This window comes from Nocardiopsis exhalans, assembly GCF_024134545.1.
In the GTDB taxonomy this organism is placed as follows: Bacteria; Actinomycetota; Actinomycetes; order Streptosporangiales; family Streptosporangiaceae; genus Nocardiopsis; species Nocardiopsis exhalans.
The window spans coordinates 1,842,052-1,862,859 of sequence record NZ_CP099837.1 but is presented as its reverse complement, the minus strand read 5'-3'; the positions used below and the strand labels follow the sequence as shown (position 1 = coordinate 1,862,859).

Annotated in this window: 18 protein-coding genes; 8 read left to right on the top strand and 10 right to left on the bottom strand. The window is 71.0% G+C overall.

The features are described from left to right. Positions 1-176: 176 nt before the first annotated feature. The 3 genes from NE857_RS08290 to NE857_RS08280 form a co-directional block, all read right to left on the bottom strand. A complete protein-coding gene (locus NE857_RS08290; RefSeq protein WP_254420447.1) occupies positions 177-1,523 on the bottom strand; it encodes a M16 family metallopeptidase in 1,347 nt (448 codons plus the stop codon). 89 nt (positions 1,524-1,612) lie between these two features. Beyond that, on the bottom strand, positions 1,613-2,956 hold the full coding sequence (locus NE857_RS08285) for a M16 family metallopeptidase (protein WP_254421917.1): 1,344 nt from the start codon (positions 2,954-2,956) through the stop codon (positions 1,613-1,615). A 208-nt stretch (positions 2,957-3,164) separates the two neighbouring features. Next, positions 3,165-3,845 carry a hypothetical protein gene (locus tag NE857_RS08280; RefSeq protein WP_026117132.1) on the bottom strand — a complete coding sequence of 227 codons (681 nt, stop codon included), beginning with the start codon at positions 3,843-3,845 and terminating at the stop codon, positions 3,165-3,167. A gap of 122 nt (positions 3,846-3,967) precedes the next feature. Here NE857_RS08280 and sppA point away from each other — a divergent pair, with 122 nt between their 5' ends. Further along, on the top strand, positions 3,968-5,692 hold the full coding sequence (gene sppA, locus NE857_RS08275; protein ID WP_254420446.1) for a signal peptide peptidase SppA: 1,725 nt from the start codon (positions 3,968-3,970) through the stop codon (positions 5,690-5,692). A 29-nt stretch (positions 5,693-5,721) separates the two neighbouring features. Next, positions 5,722-6,189 carry a flavin reductase family protein gene (locus NE857_RS08270; RefSeq protein WP_425572203.1) on the top strand — a complete coding sequence of 156 codons (468 nt, stop codon included), beginning with the start codon at positions 5,722-5,724 and terminating at the stop codon, positions 6,187-6,189. A gap of 929 nt (positions 6,190-7,118) precedes the next feature. Here the strand turns inward: NE857_RS08270 and NE857_RS08265 are convergent. The 6 genes from NE857_RS08265 to NE857_RS08240 all read right to left on the bottom strand — a co-directional run bounded on the left by NE857_RS08265 (position 7,119) and on the right by NE857_RS08240 (position 12,429). After that, positions 7,119-8,009 (bottom strand): ABC transporter substrate-binding protein, encoded by an 891-nt coding sequence (locus NE857_RS08265; RefSeq protein WP_254420444.1) that lies wholly within the window; start codon positions 8,007-8,009, stop codon positions 7,119-7,121. 58 nt (positions 8,010-8,067) lie between these two features. After that, complete coding sequence (locus NE857_RS08260; protein WP_017584156.1) at positions 8,068-8,748, bottom strand: ABC transporter permease; 681 nt, start codon at positions 8,746-8,748, stop codon at positions 8,068-8,070. A 1-nt stretch (position 8,749) separates the two neighbouring features. After that, the gene (locus NE857_RS08255; protein WP_254420443.1) at positions 8,750-9,589 is read right to left on the bottom strand and encodes an ABC transporter permease; all 840 of its coding nucleotides are present in this window, start codon (positions 9,587-9,589) and stop codon (positions 8,750-8,752) included. Then, a complete protein-coding gene (locus tag NE857_RS08250; protein ID WP_254420442.1) occupies positions 9,586-10,701 on the bottom strand; it encodes an ABC transporter ATP-binding protein in 1,116 nt (371 codons plus the stop codon). The genes NE857_RS08255 and NE857_RS08250 overlap by 4 nt, the downstream gene beginning before the upstream one ends. A gap of 177 nt (positions 10,702-10,878) precedes the next feature. Beyond that, positions 10,879-11,535, bottom strand: coding sequence for an HAD family hydrolase (locus tag NE857_RS08245; RefSeq protein WP_254421916.1), 657 nt, complete (start codon positions 11,533-11,535; stop codon positions 10,879-10,881). Between the two features lie 102 nt (positions 11,536-11,637). Then, positions 11,638-12,429 (bottom strand): NUDIX hydrolase, encoded by a 792-nt coding sequence (locus NE857_RS08240; RefSeq protein WP_254420441.1) that lies wholly within the window; start codon positions 12,427-12,429, stop codon positions 11,638-11,640. Positions 12,430-12,564: 135 nt separating this feature from the next. Here NE857_RS08240 and nadA point away from each other — a divergent pair, with 135 nt between their 5' ends. Together nadA and NE857_RS08230 are read left to right on the top strand one after the other, a co-directional pair. Next, positions 12,565-13,563, top strand: a complete 999-nt coding sequence (gene nadA / locus NE857_RS08235; RefSeq protein ID WP_254420440.1) for a quinolinate synthase NadA — start codon at positions 12,565-12,567, stop codon at positions 13,561-13,563. A 182-nt stretch (positions 13,564-13,745) separates the two neighbouring features. After that, on the top strand, positions 13,746-15,245 hold the full coding sequence (locus NE857_RS08230) for a sigma-70 family RNA polymerase sigma factor (RefSeq protein WP_254420439.1): 1,500 nt from the start codon (positions 13,746-13,748) through the stop codon (positions 15,243-15,245). Positions 15,246-15,275: 30 nt separating this feature from the next. On the opposite strand, the gene NE857_RS08225 is transcribed toward NE857_RS08230, so the two are convergent. Continuing rightward, a complete protein-coding gene (locus NE857_RS08225) occupies positions 15,276-15,923 on the bottom strand; it encodes a TetR family transcriptional regulator (protein ID WP_254420438.1) in 648 nt (215 codons plus the stop codon). A 404-nt stretch (positions 15,924-16,327) separates the two neighbouring features. Here NE857_RS08225 and NE857_RS08220 point away from each other — a divergent pair, with 404 nt between their 5' ends. From NE857_RS08220 to NE857_RS08205, 4 genes are all read left to right on the top strand, one after another. Beyond that, positions 16,328-17,356, top strand: a complete 1,029-nt coding sequence (locus NE857_RS08220) for an MBL fold metallo-hydrolase (protein WP_254420437.1) — start codon at positions 16,328-16,330, stop codon at positions 17,354-17,356. A gap of 167 nt (positions 17,357-17,523) precedes the next feature. Then, positions 17,524-18,882 carry a glycosyltransferase family 4 protein gene (locus NE857_RS08215; RefSeq protein WP_254420436.1) on the top strand — a complete coding sequence of 453 codons (1,359 nt, stop codon included), beginning with the start codon at positions 17,524-17,526 and terminating at the stop codon, positions 18,880-18,882. Positions 18,883-18,935: 53 nt separating this feature from the next. Continuing rightward, complete coding sequence (locus tag NE857_RS08210; protein ID WP_254421915.1) at positions 18,936-19,664, top strand: class I SAM-dependent methyltransferase; 729 nt, start codon at positions 18,936-18,938, stop codon at positions 19,662-19,664. Continuing rightward, positions 19,664-20,734 (top strand): glucosidase family protein, encoded by a 1,071-nt coding sequence (locus NE857_RS08205; RefSeq protein WP_254420435.1) that lies wholly within the window; start codon positions 19,664-19,666, stop codon positions 20,732-20,734. The genes NE857_RS08210 and NE857_RS08205 overlap by 1 nt, the downstream gene beginning before the upstream one ends. The last annotated feature ends 74 nt before the right edge of the window (positions 20,735-20,808 follow it).

Below are 20,808 nucleotides of genomic sequence, written 5' to 3'. Positions count from 1 at the left end.
ATACCAGCATGACGCAATGTCCACGCTGGTGGTTGCCTGATGGCTGACACATAGGTTCGGTTTCGTTATGTCCGAGGGAGAGCCACACATGCCGTGACAAGGCTCTCCCTTGCCAATCCTTGACCTGAACCGGGTTCCGTGCACGTGCGTCGGCGCGTGCACGAAACCCCTGGCGATCAGCTCCAGAGAGACTCGGGAGAGCGCACCTCGACCGGGCCGACCCCGGTCTTGGCGAGTGGTTCGCGCAGGGTGTCGGCGTCGCCGACCACCACAGCGACGGCCTCCTCCGGTCGAAGGTACTCGACCGCGGCGCCGTTCAGGTCCTCGGCGGTGAGTTTCTCGTACCCGGCCCGGTTGCGGTCCACGTAGTCGTCGGGCAGGTCGTGCACCACCATGTCGACCAGCGCCCCGGCCATGGCCCGGGCGGTCGAGTAGGTGACCGGAAGCCCCACGGTGTTGGACTCACGGACCGAGGCGAGCTCGTCCTCGGTGACGCCCCCGTCGCGCAGCTTGTTGATCTGCTCCAGGGAGGAGGTGACCGAGTGCGCGGTGGTGCCGGCCTCCACCTGCGTGCTCATGAAGAACACCCCGCTGTCGCGGCGCAGGTCGAAGCGGCTCCCGGCGCCGTAGGTGTAGCCCAGGCGCTCGCGCAGCTCCATGTTGAGGCGGGAGGTGAACATCCCGCCCAGGACGTCGCTGACACCCTCGGCGCGCGGCAGGTCCACCTGCGAGCGCGAGGGGGCGCGGTGCGCGATGACCAGGGCCGACTGGACCGAGCCGGGGCGGTCCACGATCAGCACGCGGGGCAGTTCGCCGGGCGGCGGGGCGGGCGCGCTGACCTGCCGTTCAGGCGTGGGCGCGGCGTCACCGAAGACGATCCGGCCCAGTTCCTCGAGGTCGACGTTGGCCAGGTCGCCGACGACCACGAGGGTGCCGGCGACCGAGGCGATCGAGTCGGCGTGGAAGCGGGCGACGGTCTCGGGGGTGATGTCGGCCAGCTTGACCGGGCCGCCGGCCAGGGGCGTGGCGTAGCGGCCGGTGAACAGCTGGCCGCCGAGGCTGCGCATGGCCAGGGTGGAGGCCGAGGAGGCGTCCAGCCAGAAGCGCTCCAGGAGCTGCTCGCGGCGGCGCACGACGTCATCGGCGGTCAGGGCGGGGCGGCGCACGGCGTCGGCGAACAGGCGGACGGCGTCGCCGAGGCGGCTGGTGGGCGCGTCCAGGCCGGTGATGAAACCGTCCCAGTTGACGCGGGAGATCCACTCGGCGCCGTAGCGCTCCAGGGCCGGGGCCAGGGAGCTGTTGCCGTCGGGGCCGTCTTCCAGGGCCTCGCTGGTCAGGGCGCTGACGCCCATGGCGTCGAGCGGCTCGACGGCACCACCGAAGGGGTGCACGAGACGGAGGGAGGCCAGCTGCTGGCCGGGCACGTCGATGGCGACGACGGTGCCGCCGCCGACGCTGACGCGCTGCGGCTTGGGAAAGGTGAAGGACGCGGGGGCGCCGAGGTCCGGGCGGGTCTGCTGCATGCTCTGCGGCTCTTTCTGCGCTTGGCGGGAACGGGCGGTGACGCCTGAGGGACGGTTACGCCTGGGTGGCGGTGACGCCGGTACGGCGGCTATCCCTGCGGGGCGTTGGCCGCGGCGTCGGCCTCGGCTTCCACCTGGAGCGTCTCGGCGGCGGTCTCGGACTCGGGATCGAACCGCACGACCAGCATGTTGTCGTCGACCAGCAGGCGCTCGGCCGCGGCCCGGACCTCCTCGGCGGTGACGTCCGCCCAGCGCTCGGGCCAGGTGTAGGCGAGCTCGGGGTCGCCGAGCAGCTGGGTGCAGCTGCCGATGGAGTCGGCCAGTCCGGAGGGGCTGGCGATGGAGTGGAGGTGCTCGCGCTCCAGCACGGCGCGGGCCCGGTCCAGTTCCTCGTCGGTGATCCCGGAGGTGAGCTTGGCGACCTCCTCGCGGATGGCCTGTTCCAGGACGTCACCGGCCACGCCCTCGCGGGCGAGCATGTTCACCAGCAGCAGGCTGTCGGTGTAGCGGAAGGGCAGGATGTCGGCGGAGCCGCCGCCGTCGTCGGCGGCGATGGGCCGGTCCACGACCAGGGAGCGGTACAGGCGGCTGCCCTGGCCCTGGCCGAGGACGGCCGCGGCCAGCTGCGCGACGTCGTGCTCGCGCTCACCGTAGGCGGGAACGCGGAAGCCGATGAACACCCCGGCGGCCGGGACCGTCTCGGTGACCGAGTCGCGCACCGGACCGCCCAGCGGGGCGCGCAGGGTGGGGTCGGGGGTCTCGGGGATGAAGTCGCGGGCGGGGATGGCGCCGAAGTACTTCTCGACCCGCGCCAGGACGTCCGCGGACTCCAGGTCGCTGACGATGGTCAGGACGCAGTTGTCCGGCCCGTAGTGCGCCTTGTGGAAGGACTTGACGTAGTCCAGGTCGGCGGCGTCCAGGTCGGCCATGGAGCCGATCGTGGAGTGGTGGTAGGGGTGGCCCTCGGGGTAGGCCAGGCGCAGGATGCGTTCCAGGGCCGTGCCGTAGGGCTGGTTGTCGTAGCGCTGGCGGCGCTCGTTCTTGACCACGTCGCGCTGGTTGTCCAGGACCTCCTGGGTCATGCCCTCGCGCAGGGTCGCCAGGCGGTCCGCCTCAAGCCACAGGACGGAGTCCAGGGCGTGCGTGGGGACCGTCTCGTAGTAGTTGGTCCGGTCGGTGGAGGTGGAGGCGTTGATGTCCCCGCCCAGCCGCTCGACCACATCGAAGTGCTCGCCCTTGGTGACGTTGCCGCTGCCCTGGAACATCAGGTGTTCAAAGAGGTGCGCGAACCCGGTGCGGCCGGGCACCTCGTGTCGGGACCCGACCCCGTACCAGAGGTTGACCGAGGCGACCTGGCCGGTGGAGGCCGGAGCCGTCACCAGACGCAGTCCGTTGTCCAGTTTGTACTGTTCGACCCGGCCCGACGTTTCCATGGTGGTCACCAGCGCATGCACCCCATCAAGTTCCGTTGACTGCTTGACCGGTTACGAGCCTATGGCCTCAAAGCACCGCGGGGACACTCGGTTCCAGTAATCCACAGGGGTTTTGCCGGAGTTTGTCAGGTGATGTCGGAACAGAATGGAATTCCCGGCCGGGCACCGGGGAGAGCCGGAACACCGGGACGGGTGCGGGACGGGAGCGCTAGGACGCGTTGCGGTACTCGGTGGTGTCCATCGACGCGGCGATCTCGTCGTAGAGGGCGCTGTACTGGGCGTCCGCGGACCACACGTAGAGCATCACGTCGCTCTCGGGCAGGAACCACATGCGCACCTCGAAGGTGTCGTCGTTGTCGCAGGTGACCGACCAGACCGAGTGGTGGGACTTGAGGCCGTCCGCGTGCTCGAAGATCTGTCCGTGGTCACTGGTGAGCGTGGCCTTGTCCACTCCGATGTTGCCCGAGGCGGCGGTGTTGAGGCTGCGGCAGCTGTCGGTGTTGTCCGCCCAGCCGTCGTCGTCGTAGAAGGCGTCGCCCTTCTTCGGCCAGTCCTGCGGGTGGTTGGCGGCCTGTTTGGGGACCAGCTGGACCGAACCGTAGGCGCAGGCGCTCTGACCGGGCGGGGTCATGCACAGCTGACCGCCCTCGTTCTGGACCTCCCAGTCGTCCGGGGCGTCGATGCTCACCCCACCGACGTCGGCGCTGTCGAAACCCTCGGGGCCGGGCGGCTCGATAGCGGGCATCATGCCGCTCTCGCCGCGCTCCAGTTCGATCTCGCCGGCCGACTCACCGGCGCAGGCGCTCAGCGCCAGGAGGGCCGCAGCACTCACCGCGAGAACACGACCACTTCCCGCCCGGTGCCGGACCTCGCCCGTCGTGCGCGCCATGGATCGTTCCGCCCTTCTCTACAGGTCTGCCGACCACGCGTCTGACAGATCGGAGCACAGTCGACCATAGCGCCCCCGACACACCCGCCGCACCGGGAAACCACCGCCACTACCCTGGGTCCATGGTGGACCTCGCGAAGATCACTGAGCCCTTGTCCCTCAACCGGTTCGGCCCCAAGCCCCGGGGCCCGTTGGTGCTGGAACTCGACCTGACGGAGGGTGTGGCCGACGATTCACCGGGCGACCCCCTCAGCCAGATCATGAACCGCCGCAAACAGCAGTACCTGGAAGTACTGGAGGGAATCCGCCGCGGCGCCCGCGACCCCGAGGTGGGCGCTCTCATCGTGCGCGTGGACGCCCGTGCCCTGGGTATCGCCAAGATCCAGGAGCTGCGGGACACGGTCGCCGATTTCCGTGCGACCGGCAAGACCGCCGTGGCCTGGGCGGACACCTACGGAGAGGCCGGAGACGGCAACCTCCCCTACTACCTGGCCACCGCCTTCTCACGGATCGTTCTCTCGCCCACCGGTCTGGTGGGCCTGAGCGGCCTGATGTCGCGCGCCACCTTCCTCAAGGGCGCCCTGGACAAGCTCGACGTGAAGTTCGAGGCCGGGGCTCGCCACGAGTACAAGAGCGCGATCAACCAGTACACCCAGACCGAGTACACACCGGCCCACCGCGAGGCGATGGGCCGGATCGTGCAGTCCATGAACGACCAGATCGTCACGGCGGTCGCCAAGAGCCGCGACCTCACCGAGGAGCGGGTGCGCGAACTCATCGACACCGCCCCGATCCTGGCCCGGGAGGCGCTGGACGCCGGGCTGGTCGACCAGCTCGCCTACCGGGACGAGGTCTACGCCGAGCTCACCAAGGAGGTGCGCGACAAGGGCGAGGACTCCCCCGAGCCCGGACTGCAGTTCGTCACCCGCTACCACCGCAAGCACGCCTCCCCGCCCAAGCCGAAGTTCGCCGACGGCGGCGAGCACATCGCCCTCATCTCCGCCAGCGGCGGCATCACCCTGGGCAAGAGCCGCCGCTCCCCGCTGGGCGGCGCCGTGATGGGTTCGGACACCGTCTGCGCCGCGTTCCGCGCCGCCCGCCAGGACCCCCGGGTCCGGGCCGTGGTGTTCCGGGTGGACAGCGGCGGCGGCTCGGCCATCGCCTCGGACCTGATCCGCCGCGAGAGCCAGCTGACCCGCGAGGCGGGCAAGCCGGTCATCACCACCATGGGCGACGTCGCCGGGTCCGGCGGCTACTACGTCGCCCTGGGTTCGGACGCGATCGTGGCCCAGCCCGCCACCATCACCGGGTCCATCGGCGTGCTCACCGGCAAGCCGGTCCTGGGCGAGCTCAAGAAGCGGTTCGGGATCACCTCGGACTCGGTGAGCGAGGGCGCGCACGCGGGCATGTTCGACCCCGAGCAGGGGTTCAGCGAGTCCGAGTGGGAGCGGATCAACCTGCTCCTGGACACCATCTACGACGACTTCGTGACCAAGGTCGCGGCCGCCCGCGGGCGGACCTGGGACGAGATCCACGAGGTCGCCAAGGGCCGGATCTGGACCGGGGCCGACGCCCAGGAGCGCGGGTTGGTCGACGAACTGGGCGGGGTCGAGACGGCCGTACGGCTGGCCCGGGACAAGGCCGGGGCCGGGGCGCTGCCGGTGCGCGCCTTCCCGCGCCCGCACCCGCTGGACCGGTTCCGCCAGCACGAGTCCAGTGAGGACCTGGCCTCGTCCGAGCCGCAGACCGTCCTGAGCGCCTGGGGCCCGCTGGAGCACCTGGCGGTCCGGATGGGCCTGCCCGTCGGCGGTCCGCTGAGCATGCCGGGTGCGTGGGAGGTCCGTTGAGCGTTGACGGCGGCGCCTACCTGGAGGCCATGGCGCTGTTGCCGACCGGGGTGACCGTGGTGACCGTCGCGGACGGCCGCGACGACATCGGGGCGACGGTGAGCGCCCTGGTGTCGGTCTCCGCGGATCCCCCGGTGGTGATGCTGAGCGTGGCCGGGGACGGCTACGTGGCCGAGGTGGTCGAGGAGGTGGGCGCCTTCGCGGTGAGCGTGCTCGCCGCCGACCAGCGCGCCATCGCGGGCCGCTTCTCCGCGGAGGGGCGGCCCAGCGCCCGGCTCCTGGTGTCCGGAGTTCCCCACCACCGGGGTGAGCGCACCAGGGCGATCGTCCTGGACGAGGCGCTGTCCGCACTGGAGTGCTCGGTGCGACAGCGTGTGGAGGTCGGCGACCACGTGGTGTTCTTCGCCGACGTGGTGGGCCTGCCCGAGGTGGGTGCGGAACGGCGCTCGGCGGCGGCGATGGTCCGCTGGGACGGTCGCTACCACGCGTTGGATTGACGGGGCGGGGACAAAGCGGGCTCCGGGACCGAGGGTTCGGGATGCTGTTGGCGAATCCGCAGCGCTGGGGCCCGGAGAAGCGGAGAGGCTGACATGGGGAGGCTTCTCTGTGTCAGGCTCGGGTAGGGGCTCGGGCTCGGGTAGGGCATCCGGGGTGGGGTCTGTGTACGGCCTGGGCCTGGGGCTTGGGGCCCGCGGTTCGGGTTGCGGTTCCCCCGTTTCCCGCCGCTTGATGGTGGCCGTCTCCGCTGCGCGCGTCAAGGTCGTTCGTCCTCGCTTCGCTCCGGGCGCTCCACCTTGACCCGCTTCGCTGCGACGGCGGTTGGCGGCTGTCGGGAAACGGGGGAGGTGTGGTCCGGGGTGGCCAACGGACCCCAAAGGGGCCCAACAGCAACTACCTCGGCCTTCGGCCGGAGCCCTCCCCAGCCCTGTGCCCAACACCTGGCCGTGTCGCGGCCGGTCAAGGCCGGCAACGAAAACCGGCAGCGAAGGTCCCAGTTTCCCCAGCTCTGCGCGGACCGGGCCACGTGTCGCGGCCGGTCATGCGTGCCATCGAAACACCCGGTGGCGAGGATGGGGTTCAGCGCCGTGGTGTTGGCTCTGGGAAAGCCAAGGTGTCCGTAACCCGCGCCTGAGGCTGTCCGCTGCTTCCGAAACCCCCTCATCCCCGATGATCTTGCTACCAGAAGCAAGTTCGGCGCCGATTTCGCTCCTGGTAGCAAGATCATCTTCGAAACAGGGGCCGAAACCGTGCTCGGGGGCCTGACGGGGGCGCGGTTGTCGTTCGCAGGCAGAGGTGACCGGCCGCGACACGCGACCCGGTCCGCGCAGGCCTGGGGAGGGCACCGGCCGAAGGCCGCGCGGTTGGTCGTTGCCGTTGGGTCCTTTGGCCCCTTCCTGTCAGAGCTTCAGGGCGGTCAGGCCGGCGGTCAGGCCAGGCCCTGCTCCTCGAGCCACTCCTGGGCGACGTCCGCGGCGTTCTCGTTCTGGATGACGACGCGTTCGTTGAGCTGGGTGAGCTCCTCCGTGGTCAGGGCCGCGGAGACGGCGTTCAGGGCGGCGCGCGCGGTGTCGTCGACCTGGTCACTGTTGATGACCGGGGTGATGTTCTGCGAACCGAAGAGGTTCTCCGGGTCCTCCAGGACCACGAAGTCCTCCACCGCGATCTGCGGGTCGGTCGTGAACAGGTTGGCGGCCTGGATGTCGTCGTCCAGGAGCGCCTGGGTCAGCAGGGCGACCTCCAGCGAGCGGAACTCGCCGAACTCGATCCCGTAGACCGACTCCAGGCCCACCACGCCCTGGTGGCGGGTCTCGAACTCGGGCGGACCGCCCAGGACCAGCTCGTCGGCGGCGTCGGCCAGGTCGGCGAGGGTGGTCAGGTCGTACTCGTCGGCGACCTCGCTGGTGACGCTGACGGAGTCCTTGTTCTCCGCACTGGAGGAGTCCAGGATCTCCAGGCCGTCGGGCAGGGCCTCCTCGACCAGGCGGTTGGTCTCCTCGGGGTCGGTGCTGGGCGCGTCGTCGTCGAGGTAGGCCAGGGTGGCGCCGTTGTACTCGGGGAAGACCGACAGGTTGCCCGACTCGATCTGCGAGTAGTACACCTCGCGGCTGCCGATGTTGAGCCGGTACTCGACGTCGACGCCCTCGGCTGCCATGGCCCGGCCGTACAGCTCGGCGAGCAGGCTGCTCTCGGGGAAGTCGGCCGAACCGATGACGACCGTGCCCGCTTCGCCGCCCTCCTCCTCGAAGGGGTCACTGCCACCGCACGCGCTGAGGAGCACCACGAGTGGAAGCCCGATGAGGGCGAGCTTCTTGTGCATGTCCAAACCTTCTCTCTGGGAACCTTCGCTTGTCGGGTGGTGCCCGAAGGCCACCCGGTCAGCGCGCCGCCGCGGCTTCGGAGCGCAGTCCGGGAGCGACGAGGAGCCGTCGCAGCCCGGCGAACAGGAGCGTGGTGACCACGGCCAGCGCCACCACGAGTACGGAACCGCCCAGCATCATGGTCAGGTCCTGGCGGGCCTGGCCGTCGACGATGTAGCGGCCCAGGCCGCCCACCCCCACGTAGGCGGCGATGGTGGCCGTGGCCACCACCTGGACGGCGGCGGTGCGCATCCCGATCAGGATGAGCGGTGTCGCCACCGGGAGTTCGAGTTTGAACAGGACCTCGTGGCCGCGCATGCCCATGCCCAGGGCCGCGTCCTTGAGTCGGGGCTCGACGCCGCGCACTCCCTCGTGCGTGTTGACCAGGATCGGCGGTACGGCCAGCGCCACCAGCGCGGCGACGACGGGGACCAGGCCGATCCCGGCGGCCAGCACGATCAGGAACAGCACGCCGATGGTGGGCAGGGCGCGGGCGAAGTTGGCCAGGCTCGCGCTGAAGAAGCCGCCCACCCCGGTGTGTCCGGTGAGCAGGCCGATCGGTACCGCGATGGCCGCCGAGATCAGCAGGCCCAGCAGCGAGTAGTAGACGTGTTCGCCCATCCGGGCGGGAATGCCGGCGGGGCCGGTCCACTGCGCGGGGTCGGCGAACCACGCCGCGAGTTCGTTCAGGATGTCCATGTCACTCCCCCGCGGTGGCTTGGTTCGGGCCCCGCACGGCGGTGGTCTGGGCGCCGACGGGCGTCCCGGTGGCCACCACGGCCCGTTGGCGCGAGCGTGAGCGGCCCGACCGTCGCGCCCGGCCCGATCCACTGTTACCCCGGTTCCAGGGGGTCAGCAGGTACTGGGCGACCACCAGCAGGGCGTCGGTGACGAACGCCAGCAGGACCACCAGGACGATGCCGACCACGATGGGCGCGTCGAACTGGCGGCGGAACCCGTCGCTGAGGATGAGCTGGCCCAACCCGCCCAGTCCCACCAGGGAGGCGACACTGACCATGCTGATGGTGGCCACCGAGGCCACCCGCAACCCGGCGATGACCACCGGGACCGCCACCGGCATCTCCACGGTGAGCAGGCGCCGGAGCGGGCCGAAGCCCATCGCGACCGCCGCCTGGCGCACGTGGTCGGGGACCTGGCGCAGCCCGTCCACCACGTTGGGCAGCAGGATGACCAGCGTGTACAGGGACAGCGGCACGATCGCGGTCCAGTCGCTGAACCCGGTGTAGGGCAGCATGAGGAAGAACAGCGCGATCGAGGGCACCGCGTAGAGCACGTTCACGCCGGTGAGCACCGGCGGGTACAGCCGCCCCCAGCGCGCGCACGCCAGACCCAGCGGCAGCGCGACGGCCAGGCCGATGAGGATGGAGAGGTAGGCCAGGCGCATGTGTTCGAGCAGCCGGGGCCAGATGCCCCGGTTGGGCTCGTCGGGGTAGCTCCAGTTGGCCACACCCCACTCGGTGACCCGGGTGATCCACTCCCAGACGCCGAGCGCCCCGTTCCCGCCCTCCACGGCGATCACTCGGACACCGACCAGATGGCGGCGCCCAGGTCGTTCTGGGAGACCACCCCGACCACCCGGCCCTCGTCGTCCACGCCGACCGCCCGGCCCGCGGGTGAGAGCACCGCGGCGTCCAGGGCGGCCCGCAGGGAGTCCACGCCGACGTCGAAGGTGTGGCCGTAGGGCGCCAGGTCCAGCGAGCCCAGGGGCACTCCGCTGGGGGCCCGGTCGAGCTGCTCGGCGCTGACCCACCCCTTGGGCATGCGTTCGGCGTCCACGACCAGCGCCCAGGGCTCGTTCTCCCCGGCGACCAGGGTCTGGGCCCGCTCCACCCGGTCCTCGTCGTCGAAGACCACGTCCTCGCGCAGGGAGAGCCCGCTGGCCGGGAAGAAGGACAGGCGGCGCACCCCGCGGTCGTAGCCGATGAAGGACTCCACGAAGGCGTCCACGGGTTCGGCGAGCAGCCGCTCGGGGGCGTCGTACTGGGCGAGCTCCCCGCCGGGGCGGAAGACCGCGATCTTGTCTCCCAGCCGCACCGCTTCGTCGATGTCGTGGGTGACGAACACGATGGTCTTGTGCAGCTCCTGCTGGAGGCGGGTCAGCTCGTCCTGGAGGCTGGTGCGCACCACCGGGTCCACGGCGCTGAAGGGCTCGTCCATGAGCAGGATCGGCGGGTCGGCCGCCAGGGCGCGGGCGACGCCCACCCGCTGCTGCTGGCCGCCGGAGAGCTGGTGCGGGTAGCGCTTGGCCTGGGCCGGTTCCAGCCCGACCAGCTCCATGAGCTCGACCGCCCGCGCGCGGGCCCTGGAGCGCCGCCAGCCCAGCAGCAGGGGCACCGTGGCGATGTTGTCCAGGACGGTGCGGTGCGGGAAGAGGCCCGCCTGCTGGATGACGTAGCCGATGGAGCGGCGCAGCTGGGCCGGGTTCCGGTCACGGATGTCGGCGCCGTCGATGCGGATGGTGCCGTCGGTGGGCTCGACCATGCGGTTGATCATCCGCAGGGAGGTGGTCTTGCCGCTGCCGGAGGGGCCGACGAAGACCGTGGTCTTACCCGTCTCCACGGTCAGGTCCAGGTGGGCGACGGCGACGGTGCCGTCGGGATAGATCTTGGCGGCGCCCTCGAATGTGATCATCGCGGGGTCGTCTCCGTTCGGGGGCCGGTGGGTGTTGCCGCTGGGGAGCATGCACAGATGTGCACTGTTTCCCCCAGGATTGGGGATCAAACGGGCAGCATGGGGAGTCAGCCGTCACTGGGACGTGCTGGGAGGGTACCGGGGAGGCCCCGGGGCGGTGCGGGACGACACGCGGGCTCAGTCGCGGGCGGTGATCCAGTCGGCGAGCTGGTGGAGGTCGTCGGCGACGACGTCGGCGCCGCGGGCCTCGGGGGTGGCGGAGTGGCGGTAGCCGTAGATGCCGCGGCGCAGCAGGGCGGTGGCCATCCCGGCCCGGCCGGCGGGCAGGACGTCGTTGTCGACGCGGTCGCCGACGTAGAGGACCTCCTCGGCCCTCAGCCCGGGGCGGCTCCGCGCGGCCAGCTCCAGAGTCCGGTCGAAGAACTCCGGCTGGGGCTTTGCCACCCCCCAGTCGTCGGAGATCCCGATGCCGTCGACACCCAGCTCCATGGCGGCCAGGGCCGGACCGGCCTCGGGCGGTTGGTTGCCCGCGATCACCAGGGACAGCCCGGCCGCGCGCATGGTCTTGAAGGCGGAGCGCACGTCGGGGTAGAGGTCGCGTTCGGTGAAGTGCTCGCGCTCACCATCGGGCTCCTCAGCAAGCCAGCGGGCGCTCTCGGCCTCCAGGTCGAACCCGGGCACGAGCAGGCGGAACCCGTCGGTGAGGGTGCCGCCCGAGGCGATCACACCACCGATGGTGCCGAAGAACGCCATGTGCGGGATCGCGAAACGGTCCGCCCAGCGCGCGAAGATCCGCGTCTCGTCGATGAGCGTCTCGCCGACGTCGAACACCACAGTACGAATTGCCACGGTTAGGGAGTTTACACAGCGTCCCCGACCGGAGACCCGGGCCGACGCGACGCGGCCGCCCGTGCAGCCGCCGGGACCGCCGCAAGGTCAGCCGACCGGCGGGCGCAGCACGGCGAAGGCGTCGGTGACCTCCAACTCCCGTGCTCGGAAGCGGAAGAGCGCGGCGGGCCGGCCGCCCGAACGCCCCGAGGGCACCGAGCGCCCGGTCTCCTCGATCTGTCCGCGCCGCAGCAGGACCCGGCGCAGGTTGGTGGCGGCCACGTCGTGCCCGAGGGCGGCCCGGTAGTGGGCGGACAGCTCCGACATGGTGAACTCCGGCGGCGCCAGCGCGAAGCCGAGGTTGGTGTAGCTGAGCTTGGAGCGCAGGCGACGGCGGCCCGAACGGACGATGGCGGCGTGGTCGAAGGCCATCGGGGGCAGGTCGGCGGCGGGGTGCCACCCGGTGTCGTCGGGCACCACCGGGTCGATGTGCGCCGGGACCAGGCCCAGGTAGGCGGTGGCCAGGGTGCGGCGCTGGGGGTCGCGTTCGGGGTCGCTGCGCGTCTCCAGCTGCTCCAGGTGGCTCAGATCGCGGACGTCGACCTTCTGGGCGAGCTGGCGGCGGATGGAGGCGCCCAGGCTCTCGTCGGCGCGGAGGCGGCCGCCGGGCAGCGCCCACTCCCCCTCGCAGGGCGGCAGGGCCCGCCGCCACAGCAGCACGCACAGTTCACCGCCGCGGATCTGGAGGACGACGGCGAGCGCCTCGTGTGCCGAGAGCACCGTTCCCCCGCCTCCCCCTCCGACCGCTCCGGCCGCGTGTGGGGCGGCCGTCGCGATCGCTCCCGCCGCGGCGTCCGCTCCGACCACCGTGGCCTGTCCGTTTGCTTCCGGGATATCCACCCTGTCCCTTCCGTTCCACGACATGTTAAGCTTCACCAGGTTTGTGCCTGTAAGACAAAAACTAGTCCACCGCACTGACCTCCCACGGCACGGCGCCCGCACGACGTGCCCACAGCCTCAAGGAAGTAGTAGGACATGGCAACGGTCACCGCGACGGCGGACACCATGACCAGGCAGGAATGGGCCGCTGAGGTCCGCCGCCTGGCAGATGAGCGCGACGCTGTCATCCTCGCGCACAACTACCAGCGTCCGGAAATCCAGGACGTCGCCCACCACACCGGCGACTCCCTGGCGCTCTCCCGGCTCGCCGCGAGCGTGGACGCCGGCACCATCGTCTTCTGCGGTGTGCACTTCATGGCCGAGACCGCCAAGATCCTCGCGCCGGAGAAGACCATCCTCCTGCCCGACCCCAACGCCGGGTGCTCGCTGGCCGACACCATCACCGCCGAGGACGTGCGCGCCTGGAAGGCCCAGCACCCCGGCGCGGTCGTGGTCGCCTACGTGAACACCACGGCGGCGGTCAAGGCCGAGACCGACATCTGCTGCACGTCGTCCAACGCGGCGGACGTCATCCGCTCCATCCCGGAGGACAAGGAGATCCTGTTCCTGCCGGACCAGTTCCTGGGCGCCCACGTCAAGCGGGTCACCGGCCGCGAGAACATCCACATCTGGATGGGCGAGTGCCACGTGCACGCCGGGATCGACGGCCACACCCTGCGCGAGCGGGTCGCGGCCGAGCCCGACGCCGAGGTGTACGTCCACCCCGAGTGCGGCTGCGCCACCTCCGCCCTCTACCTGGTCGGCAGCGGCGCGGTCCCCGAGGACCGGGTCAAGGTGCTCTCCACCGGCGGCATGCTCAGCGCCGCCGAGAACACCAGCGCCAAGAAGGTGCTGATCGCCACCGAGACCGGCATGCTGCACCAGCTGCGCAACGCGAACTCCACCACGGAGTTCGAGGCGGTCAACTCGCGCGCCGAGTGCCACTACATGAAGATGATCGACGCCGACAAGCTGCTGAACTCTCTGCGCCACGGCACCACAGAGATCCTGGTCGACCCCGAGACCGCCGAACGCGCCCGCCGCTCCGTGGAGCGCATGGTCTCGATCGGTCAGCCCTCCCGGGGCGGCGAGTAACGGCCTCGCAGGGCTTTCGAGGCCTTCGGAGCCTGCCGGGGAAAGGTCGGAACGCGCGTTCGGAGTGACGCCGGACGCGCCTGGACGGTAACAGAAGTCTCACCTTCCAGATACAGCTGATCGATTCACCCACGCCAGACGCCTCCCCTCGCTAGCGTCACCACAGAAGCGGGGGGAGAATCGTGACCAGAGGTAACGAAACAGACGTACCGGCGGCAGAGGTCGTCGAGGCGCTGCACGACACCTTCGCGCCGTCGCTGTACCTGTACGCGTGGTCCCTGTTGGGCGACCCCGAACGGTACGTCGAGGGCGCGCGGGAAACGGACGCGGCAGAGTCAGGCTCGGGGGGACCGGGCGAGGACCCGGTGACCGATGCCGTGCACGAGGCCCTGGTGGCCGGGGTGGGGCTCGAGGCCAAACTCACCGATCCCGCGGACCGCGGGCCCTGGCTCTATGCCCTGGTCCGCTCCGCCTGTCAGCGCCGCGGCTTCTCGCTCACCTGCCCCTACACACGCCTGGCCACCGTGCCCGCGGAGGTCCCGGTCGCGCGGATGTTCTCCCGGCTGCCCGCCAGCCACCGCGAACTGGTCGAACTCAACCTGCGCCACGCGCTGTCCACCTCCGCTGTCGCCCGTGTCCTGGGCCTGGAACCGCGGATCTGCGGCGAGCTGTCCCGCTCCGCGATCCGCCGCGCCGCCGAAGGAATGGAGGACCTCGGCGAGTCCGACGCCGGGAGCGGCTCCGAGGCGGATACCCCCACCAACACCTGGCGTACCCAGGTCCAGCAGGTCTCCTCCGCCCTGGCCCTGCTGCGGCCACCGGGCCCGCCGCCCGGTCTGCGCGCGCGGGTCGTGCACACCTGCACCTCACCCGAGGCGGCCGGGGACCGCACCCGCATCGCCGCCGCCATGCAGCCGCTCACCGCGGACGGCTACCCGATCCACCGCTCGCGCCCGCCCGGCGCGCCCGTGGTCGAGACCCCAGAGGAGGGCGGCACGGTCGAGATGCCGCTCCCCCGGGCCCTGCCCGGCGACCGGCTGACCACCGCCGACCACCCCCTCCACGAGGACGTGCACGCCCCACTGCCCTCCCCCGACCACGACCCGCTCGACGAGATCACCGGACCGGGACGGCGGCGCTGGCCGCTGCCGGCGGTCTCGGGGCTGGCGACGGTCGCGGTGGCGTTCGGTCTGTGGTGGTGGGCCAGTGCCATGGGTGGCCCCTCCACCATGATCGACGCGGGTCCCGCGCTGCCGGGTCAGCGTCCGGGCCTGTCGGAGGTGGAGGCGGCCTCGACCGCCTCCGACGGCAAGCCGGGGACCGAGCAGACCGGGACCTCGGCCTCGGGCAACTCACTCCAGGAGGGCTCGGCAGCGACGGGGCCGCCGGGCGAGGAGCCCGGCGACCCCGCGGAGGCCCCCGAGGACGAGGGGGTTTCCGCGGGCGAGGAGCGGACCAGTGAGGGTTCGAACGAGGAGGCCCCGGAACAGCCCGGGGACGAGCCGGTTCCGCCCCGGACCCCCGAGGAGGGCGGCGGCGATCCGGCCCCGGGCGCGCCGGAGGAGACCCCTGAGACCGATCCCGGCAACGGGGGCTCCGGGGGCGGAGGAGGTTCGAACGGCCTGCTCGGCGGCCTGCTGGGCCTGCTGTTCGGCAGCGGCCAAAGCGACCCCGGAGACTAGGGGACCGGGCGGGACCAGTAAGAGGACCGGCTAGAAGGAGACGAGCAGGCGCTCGGCCGCGATCTGGAGGCGACCCTCGACCTCGTCGACGTCGCGGCGGCCCTTGAGGATCTCGACCAGTTCGAAGATCCACACGCTGGTGAGCGAGCTGACCAGGACGTACCCGGTGCTGTCGCGGTCCACCCTGGTACCGGCGCTCTCGGACTCGTCGTCGGCTCCGGCCTCGGGGGCGGTGGTGTCCGCGCCCTCCAGGTTGCCGGTGGCCACCCGCCACAGCAGGTCGCTGATGCGTACGTCGAGCTCGATCTTGACCTCGGCCATGATCAGGGACCGCACCAGGGCGTCGGCGAGCTCGGGCTCGCGCATGAGACCCCGGGTGGCGCGGAGCAGGACGTCGACCGCCCTGCCGGAGGGGGAGTCCGCAGTGGGCGGGCGGCGGACGATGCCGCCTTCCAGGAGGTCGAGCTCCTCGGTGACCACAGCCACGACGAGGTCCATCTTGGAGGGGAAGTAGCGGTAGAGCGTGCCCAGGGCGACACCGGCGCGCTCGGCGACCGAGCGCATCTGCATGGCCTCCACGCCACCGCGTACGGCCAGGGCGGCCGCGGTCTGGACGATGCGCCGACGACGCTGGGTCTGACTCCGCGTCATCGTTCCGACAGGTGCCTGCACCGCCACAGGGTCTCTCCCATTCGTCACCGGTTCCGCGCGCGCCGTCGAGCGGCGGACCGAGGCCAACTGCGCCGGGCTGGTGCGTACCCCTGCCAACCAGGCTTACGAGAACACGTTATCCAACGGCTTCCCACCATCGCAGCGCTTCGCGCCCATGATCCACGCCTCATTGCCCGATGTAGTGAAGGCAATACGAGAACTTGACCCGAGCTTTCAGGTGACCCGTTCGACCTTAGTAGAATATGTTCTATTTTGCTCGGGCGATATGGCCCAGGCCACACTCAGCCACGCAAATCGGCCCCGGACCGACCCCGAGCCGAACCCGTAGGGCACCCACCGCCCGAAGACCCCGCCGAGCCCTTCCCTAGAATCGAATCAGATTCGGTTTCCAGTGGAGAGGTCGGCCCAGGATGCGTGAAGTCCCCCCAGTAGAGGACCTAGGCGAGGGATTGTGGAGCATCCCCGTGCCCGTACCCCACAACCAGATCGGGTTCACCTACGTCTACGCGCTGTCCGCGCCCGGCGGCCCCGTCCTGATCGACACCGGTTGGGACCACGATGACTCGTGGGACGCCCTGGTCAGCGGCCTCAAACAGGCCGGACACGGCGTCGACGAGGTCCAGGGCGCCGTGCTCACCCATTTCCACCCCGACCACTCCGGCCTGACCGGCCGCCTGCGCGAGGCCTCCGACGCCTGGGTCGCCATGCACCCCGCCGACATCGAGGTCCTGCGGCGGCTGGAGGAGCGTACCCCCGACGAACGCGGCGCCTCCGTCCTGGAGCAGATGACCCGCGCGGGCTTCCCCGAGCAGGACCTCGAGGCCTTCAGCGCCGCCCCCAACGCCTTCCCCGCACCCGCACTCCCCGACCGCGCGCTCGGCGACGGCGAGCGCCTGGACGTCCCCGGCCTGGACCTGCGCCCGCTGTGGACCCCCGGGCACACCCCCGGCCACCTGTGCCTGCACCTGGCCGAACGCGACCTGCTCTTCACCGGCGACCACGTGCTGCCGCGCATCACCCCGCACGTGGGCCAGTTCCCCCTCGACTCCGCCGACGGCGACCCCCTCGGTGACTTCATCGCCTCCCAGGCCCGCATCGGCCGTCTACCCGAGGCCGACCGGCTCCTGTGTCTTCCCTCACACGAGACGCGCTTCTCGGATCTGACCGCACGCACCGCGGAGATCGTCGACCACCACGAGGAACGCCTGGACTTCATGGCACGCCTGCTCGAGCAGGGCCCCACCACCCTCTGGGAACTCACCTCGCGCCTGGAATGGCGCCGCCCCTGGGCGGACATGCGGCTCCTGGCCCGACACATGGCCGCCTCCGAGACCGCCGCGCACCTGCGCCTGCTGGAGGAGCGCGGCCTGGCGACCCGGAACAGCTCGGTGGAGCTGCCCCGCTGGGTCAGCGTCGCCCAAGCGCAGCGCCCCGAATAGGATCCCCTGTACCAGAAGCCCGGCGCCGACCCCGAATAAACTCGCGAGTAACATATGGGGGCGCGCAACTATCCCAGCGGCCGCCCCACCAGCGGCTCCGGCCACACCGAAGCCCGCCAGGAGCAACGGCGGCGACCGGGCACGCGACCCAACGAAGAGGTGGACTCTTGACCCAGTCGGGCACAAGCACGGAACCGACCCCACGGCCCTCCGGCGACCGCCCCCTGCGCGTCGCCCTCCTGTCGTACCGCAGCAAGCAGCACGTGGGCGGACAGGGCGTCTACGTCCGCCACCTGTCCCGCGAACTGGCCGCGCTCGGTCACGAGGTCACCGTCTTCTCCGGACAGCCCTACCCCGTCCTGGACGAGGGCGTCACCCTGGAGAAGCTCCCCTCCCTGGACCTGTACAACGACGTCAACCCGTTCGTCGCCCCGCCCGTGCGCGAGTGGCGCGACTGGATCGACGTCCTCGAGGTCGCCACCATGTGGACCGCCGGGTTCCCCGAGCCGCTCACCTACTCCCTGCGCGCCAACCGCGAACTCCGCCGCCGCCTGGGCGAGTTCGACGTCGTCCACGACAACCAGACCCTGGGCTGGGGCCTGCTCGGTATCAAGTCCGCCGGGATCCCCCTGGTCACCACCATCCACCACCCCATCAGCGTGGACCGACGCATCGAGCTGGAGGAGGCCAAGGGCCTCCAGAAGCTCTCCAAGCGCCGCTGGTACGGGTTCGTGAAGATGCAGGCCAAGGTCGCGCGCAAGCTCGACCCGATCCTGGTGCCCTCCCAGTCCTCCGCCGACGACATCGCCCGCGAGTTCGGCGTCGACCCCGCCACCATGGAAGTCACCCCGCTCGGCGTGGACACCCGCTACTTCCACCCCCGCCCCGAAGTGGAGCGCGTCCCGGGCCGCATCGTGTGCACCGCCAGCGCCGACAGCCCTCTCAAGGGCGTCAGCATCCTGCTGCGCGCCGCCGCCAAGCTCGCCACCGAACGCGACGTCACACTCACGATCGTCAGCAAGCCCAAGCCCGGCGGCCCCACCGACCAGCTCGTCGACGAACTCGGCCTGCGCGATCGGGTGGAATTCGTCAGCGGCATCGACGACCGGGAACTGGGCGAACTCATCTCCAGCGCCCAGGTCGCGGTCGTCCCCTCCTTCTACGAGGGCTTCTCCCTCCCTGCCGTGGAGGCCATGGCCTGCGGCACCCCGCTCATCGCCAGCCACGCGGGCGCCCTACCCGAGGTCGTGGGCACCGACGGCGACGCCGGCCGGCTCATCCCCCCCGGCGACCCCGAGCTGCTGGCCGCCGAACTCGCCTCCCTGTTCGACGACGACGCCGAACGCGAGCGGATGAGCGCCGCCGCCTGGCACCGCGTCCAGGAACGCTTCACCTGGAGGGCCGTGGCCGAGCTGACCGCCCAGCGCTACGCCTCCACCATCGACGCCGTCAAGGGGACCAGTGCCGGTACCGGCGACGGCGACAACCGACCCGCGCCCGTGCGGGCCCGCGCGAACGGTGCCTGACCCGGCAGGCCGCGCACACCACGACCCGCAGCAACACCCCTAGGGAGCCTCCACTGATCACCGTCGACTTCAACCTGTTCCCCGTCGGCCCGGGCCACCGCGTTCTCGACCTCGGCTGCGGCGGCGGCCGCCACGCCTTCGAGGTCTACCGCCGCGGCGCCGACGTCGTCGCCTTCGACCAGAACGTGAGCGACCTCGCCGAGGTCGAGACCATGTTCGCCGCGATGGCCCACGAGGGTGAGGCGCCCGCCGAGGCCAAGGCCGAGACCGTCAAGGGCGACGCCCTCGACATGCCCTTCGACGACAACAGCTTCGACCGCGTCGTGGCCGCCGAGATCTTCGAGCACCTGCCGCACGACACCGCCGCCATGAAGGAGCTCTACCGGGTCCTCAAGCCCGGGGGCATCGCGGCCGTCACCGTGCCCAGCTTCCTGCCCGAGCGCATCTGTTGGGCCCTCTCGGAGGAGTACCACACCAACGAGGGCGGCCACATCCGCATCTACACGCGCGCCGAGCTGGAGGCCAAGCTCAAGGCCACCGGCTTCGTGATCGGCCCGCACCACCACGCGCACGCCCTGCACGCGCCCTACTGGTGGATCAAGTGCGCGGTGGGCACCGACAACAACGACCACCCGGCGGCCAAGGCCTACCACGACCTGCTGGTCTGGGACATGCTCCAGGCGCCGAAGGTGACCCGCGTGGCCGAGAAGCTGCTCAACCCGGTCATCGGCAAGAGCGTCATCGTGTACGTGCGCAAGCCGCACACCAGCGCGGCCTCCTGATGGCTTCCACCCCGTCCGGCCCGGAAGCCCTGTACCTGCCAGGAGTCCTGAGCACCGATCAGCTCCACCTGTCCGCCCGCTACCTGGCCCGCTCCCAGGAGGCCGACGGGGCCATCCCGTGGTTCCCCGGCGGCCACACCGACGTGTGGGACCACGTGGAGTGCGCGATGGCCCTGACCGTCACCGGCCTGCTCGTCCCCGAGCACGCCGAGGCGGCCCGACGCGCCTACCTGTGGCTGGACGGCAGCCGCCACCCGGACGGGGGCTGGTACGCCAAGTACCGCCAGGGCCGGGCCGTGACGGAGCTGCGCGAGGCCAACCACGCCGCCTACCCGGCGGTGGGCCTCTTCCACCATCTGCTCGTCACCGGCGACACCGCGTTCGCCGAGCGCATGTGGCCGGTGGCGGAGAGCGGTCTGGAGTTCGTGCTCGCCCTGCGCGGCGAGCAGGGCGAGATTCTGTGGGCCCGCTCCGAGGACGGCTCCCCGGGCGACCACGCGCTGCTCACGGTGTGCGCGAGCGTGCACCACGCCCTGCGCTGCGGTGCCGCCCTGGGCGCCCGTCTGGGCCGTGAGCGGCCGGAGTGGTCGGCGGCCGCGGACCGGCTGGCCGAGCTCATCAAGAACGACGAGGGGCTGTTCTCGGACCGCTCCCGGTTCTCGATGGACTGGTTCTACCCGATCCTCGGCGGCGCGGTGCGCGACGAGGCCGCCAAGGCCCGGATCGCCGAGCGCTGGGACACCTTCGTCATGCCCGGCCTGGGTGTGCGCTGCGTGAGCGACCAGCCGTGGGTTACCGCGGCGGAGTCCTCGGAGCTGGTCATGGCGCTGGCCGCCATGGGCGAGACCGAGACCGGGGTCCGCATCCTGCGGGACGTCCAGCACCTGCGCGACGCCGACGACGGCGTCTACTGGACCGGTTACCAGTTCGCCGAACAGGTGCGCTGGCCGGTGGAGCGCAGCACCTGGACCTCGGCGGCGGTCATCCTGGCGGTGGACGCGCTCACCGGCACCACGCCCGGTTCCCGGGTCTTCCTGCACACCTGGGAACAGGAGCCGGTCGGCGTCTGAGCCGCCGGAACAGGGTCCAGGTAAGAACACGAGGGGGCCTTGGTACCGGATTCCGGTACCAAGGCCCCCCTTTT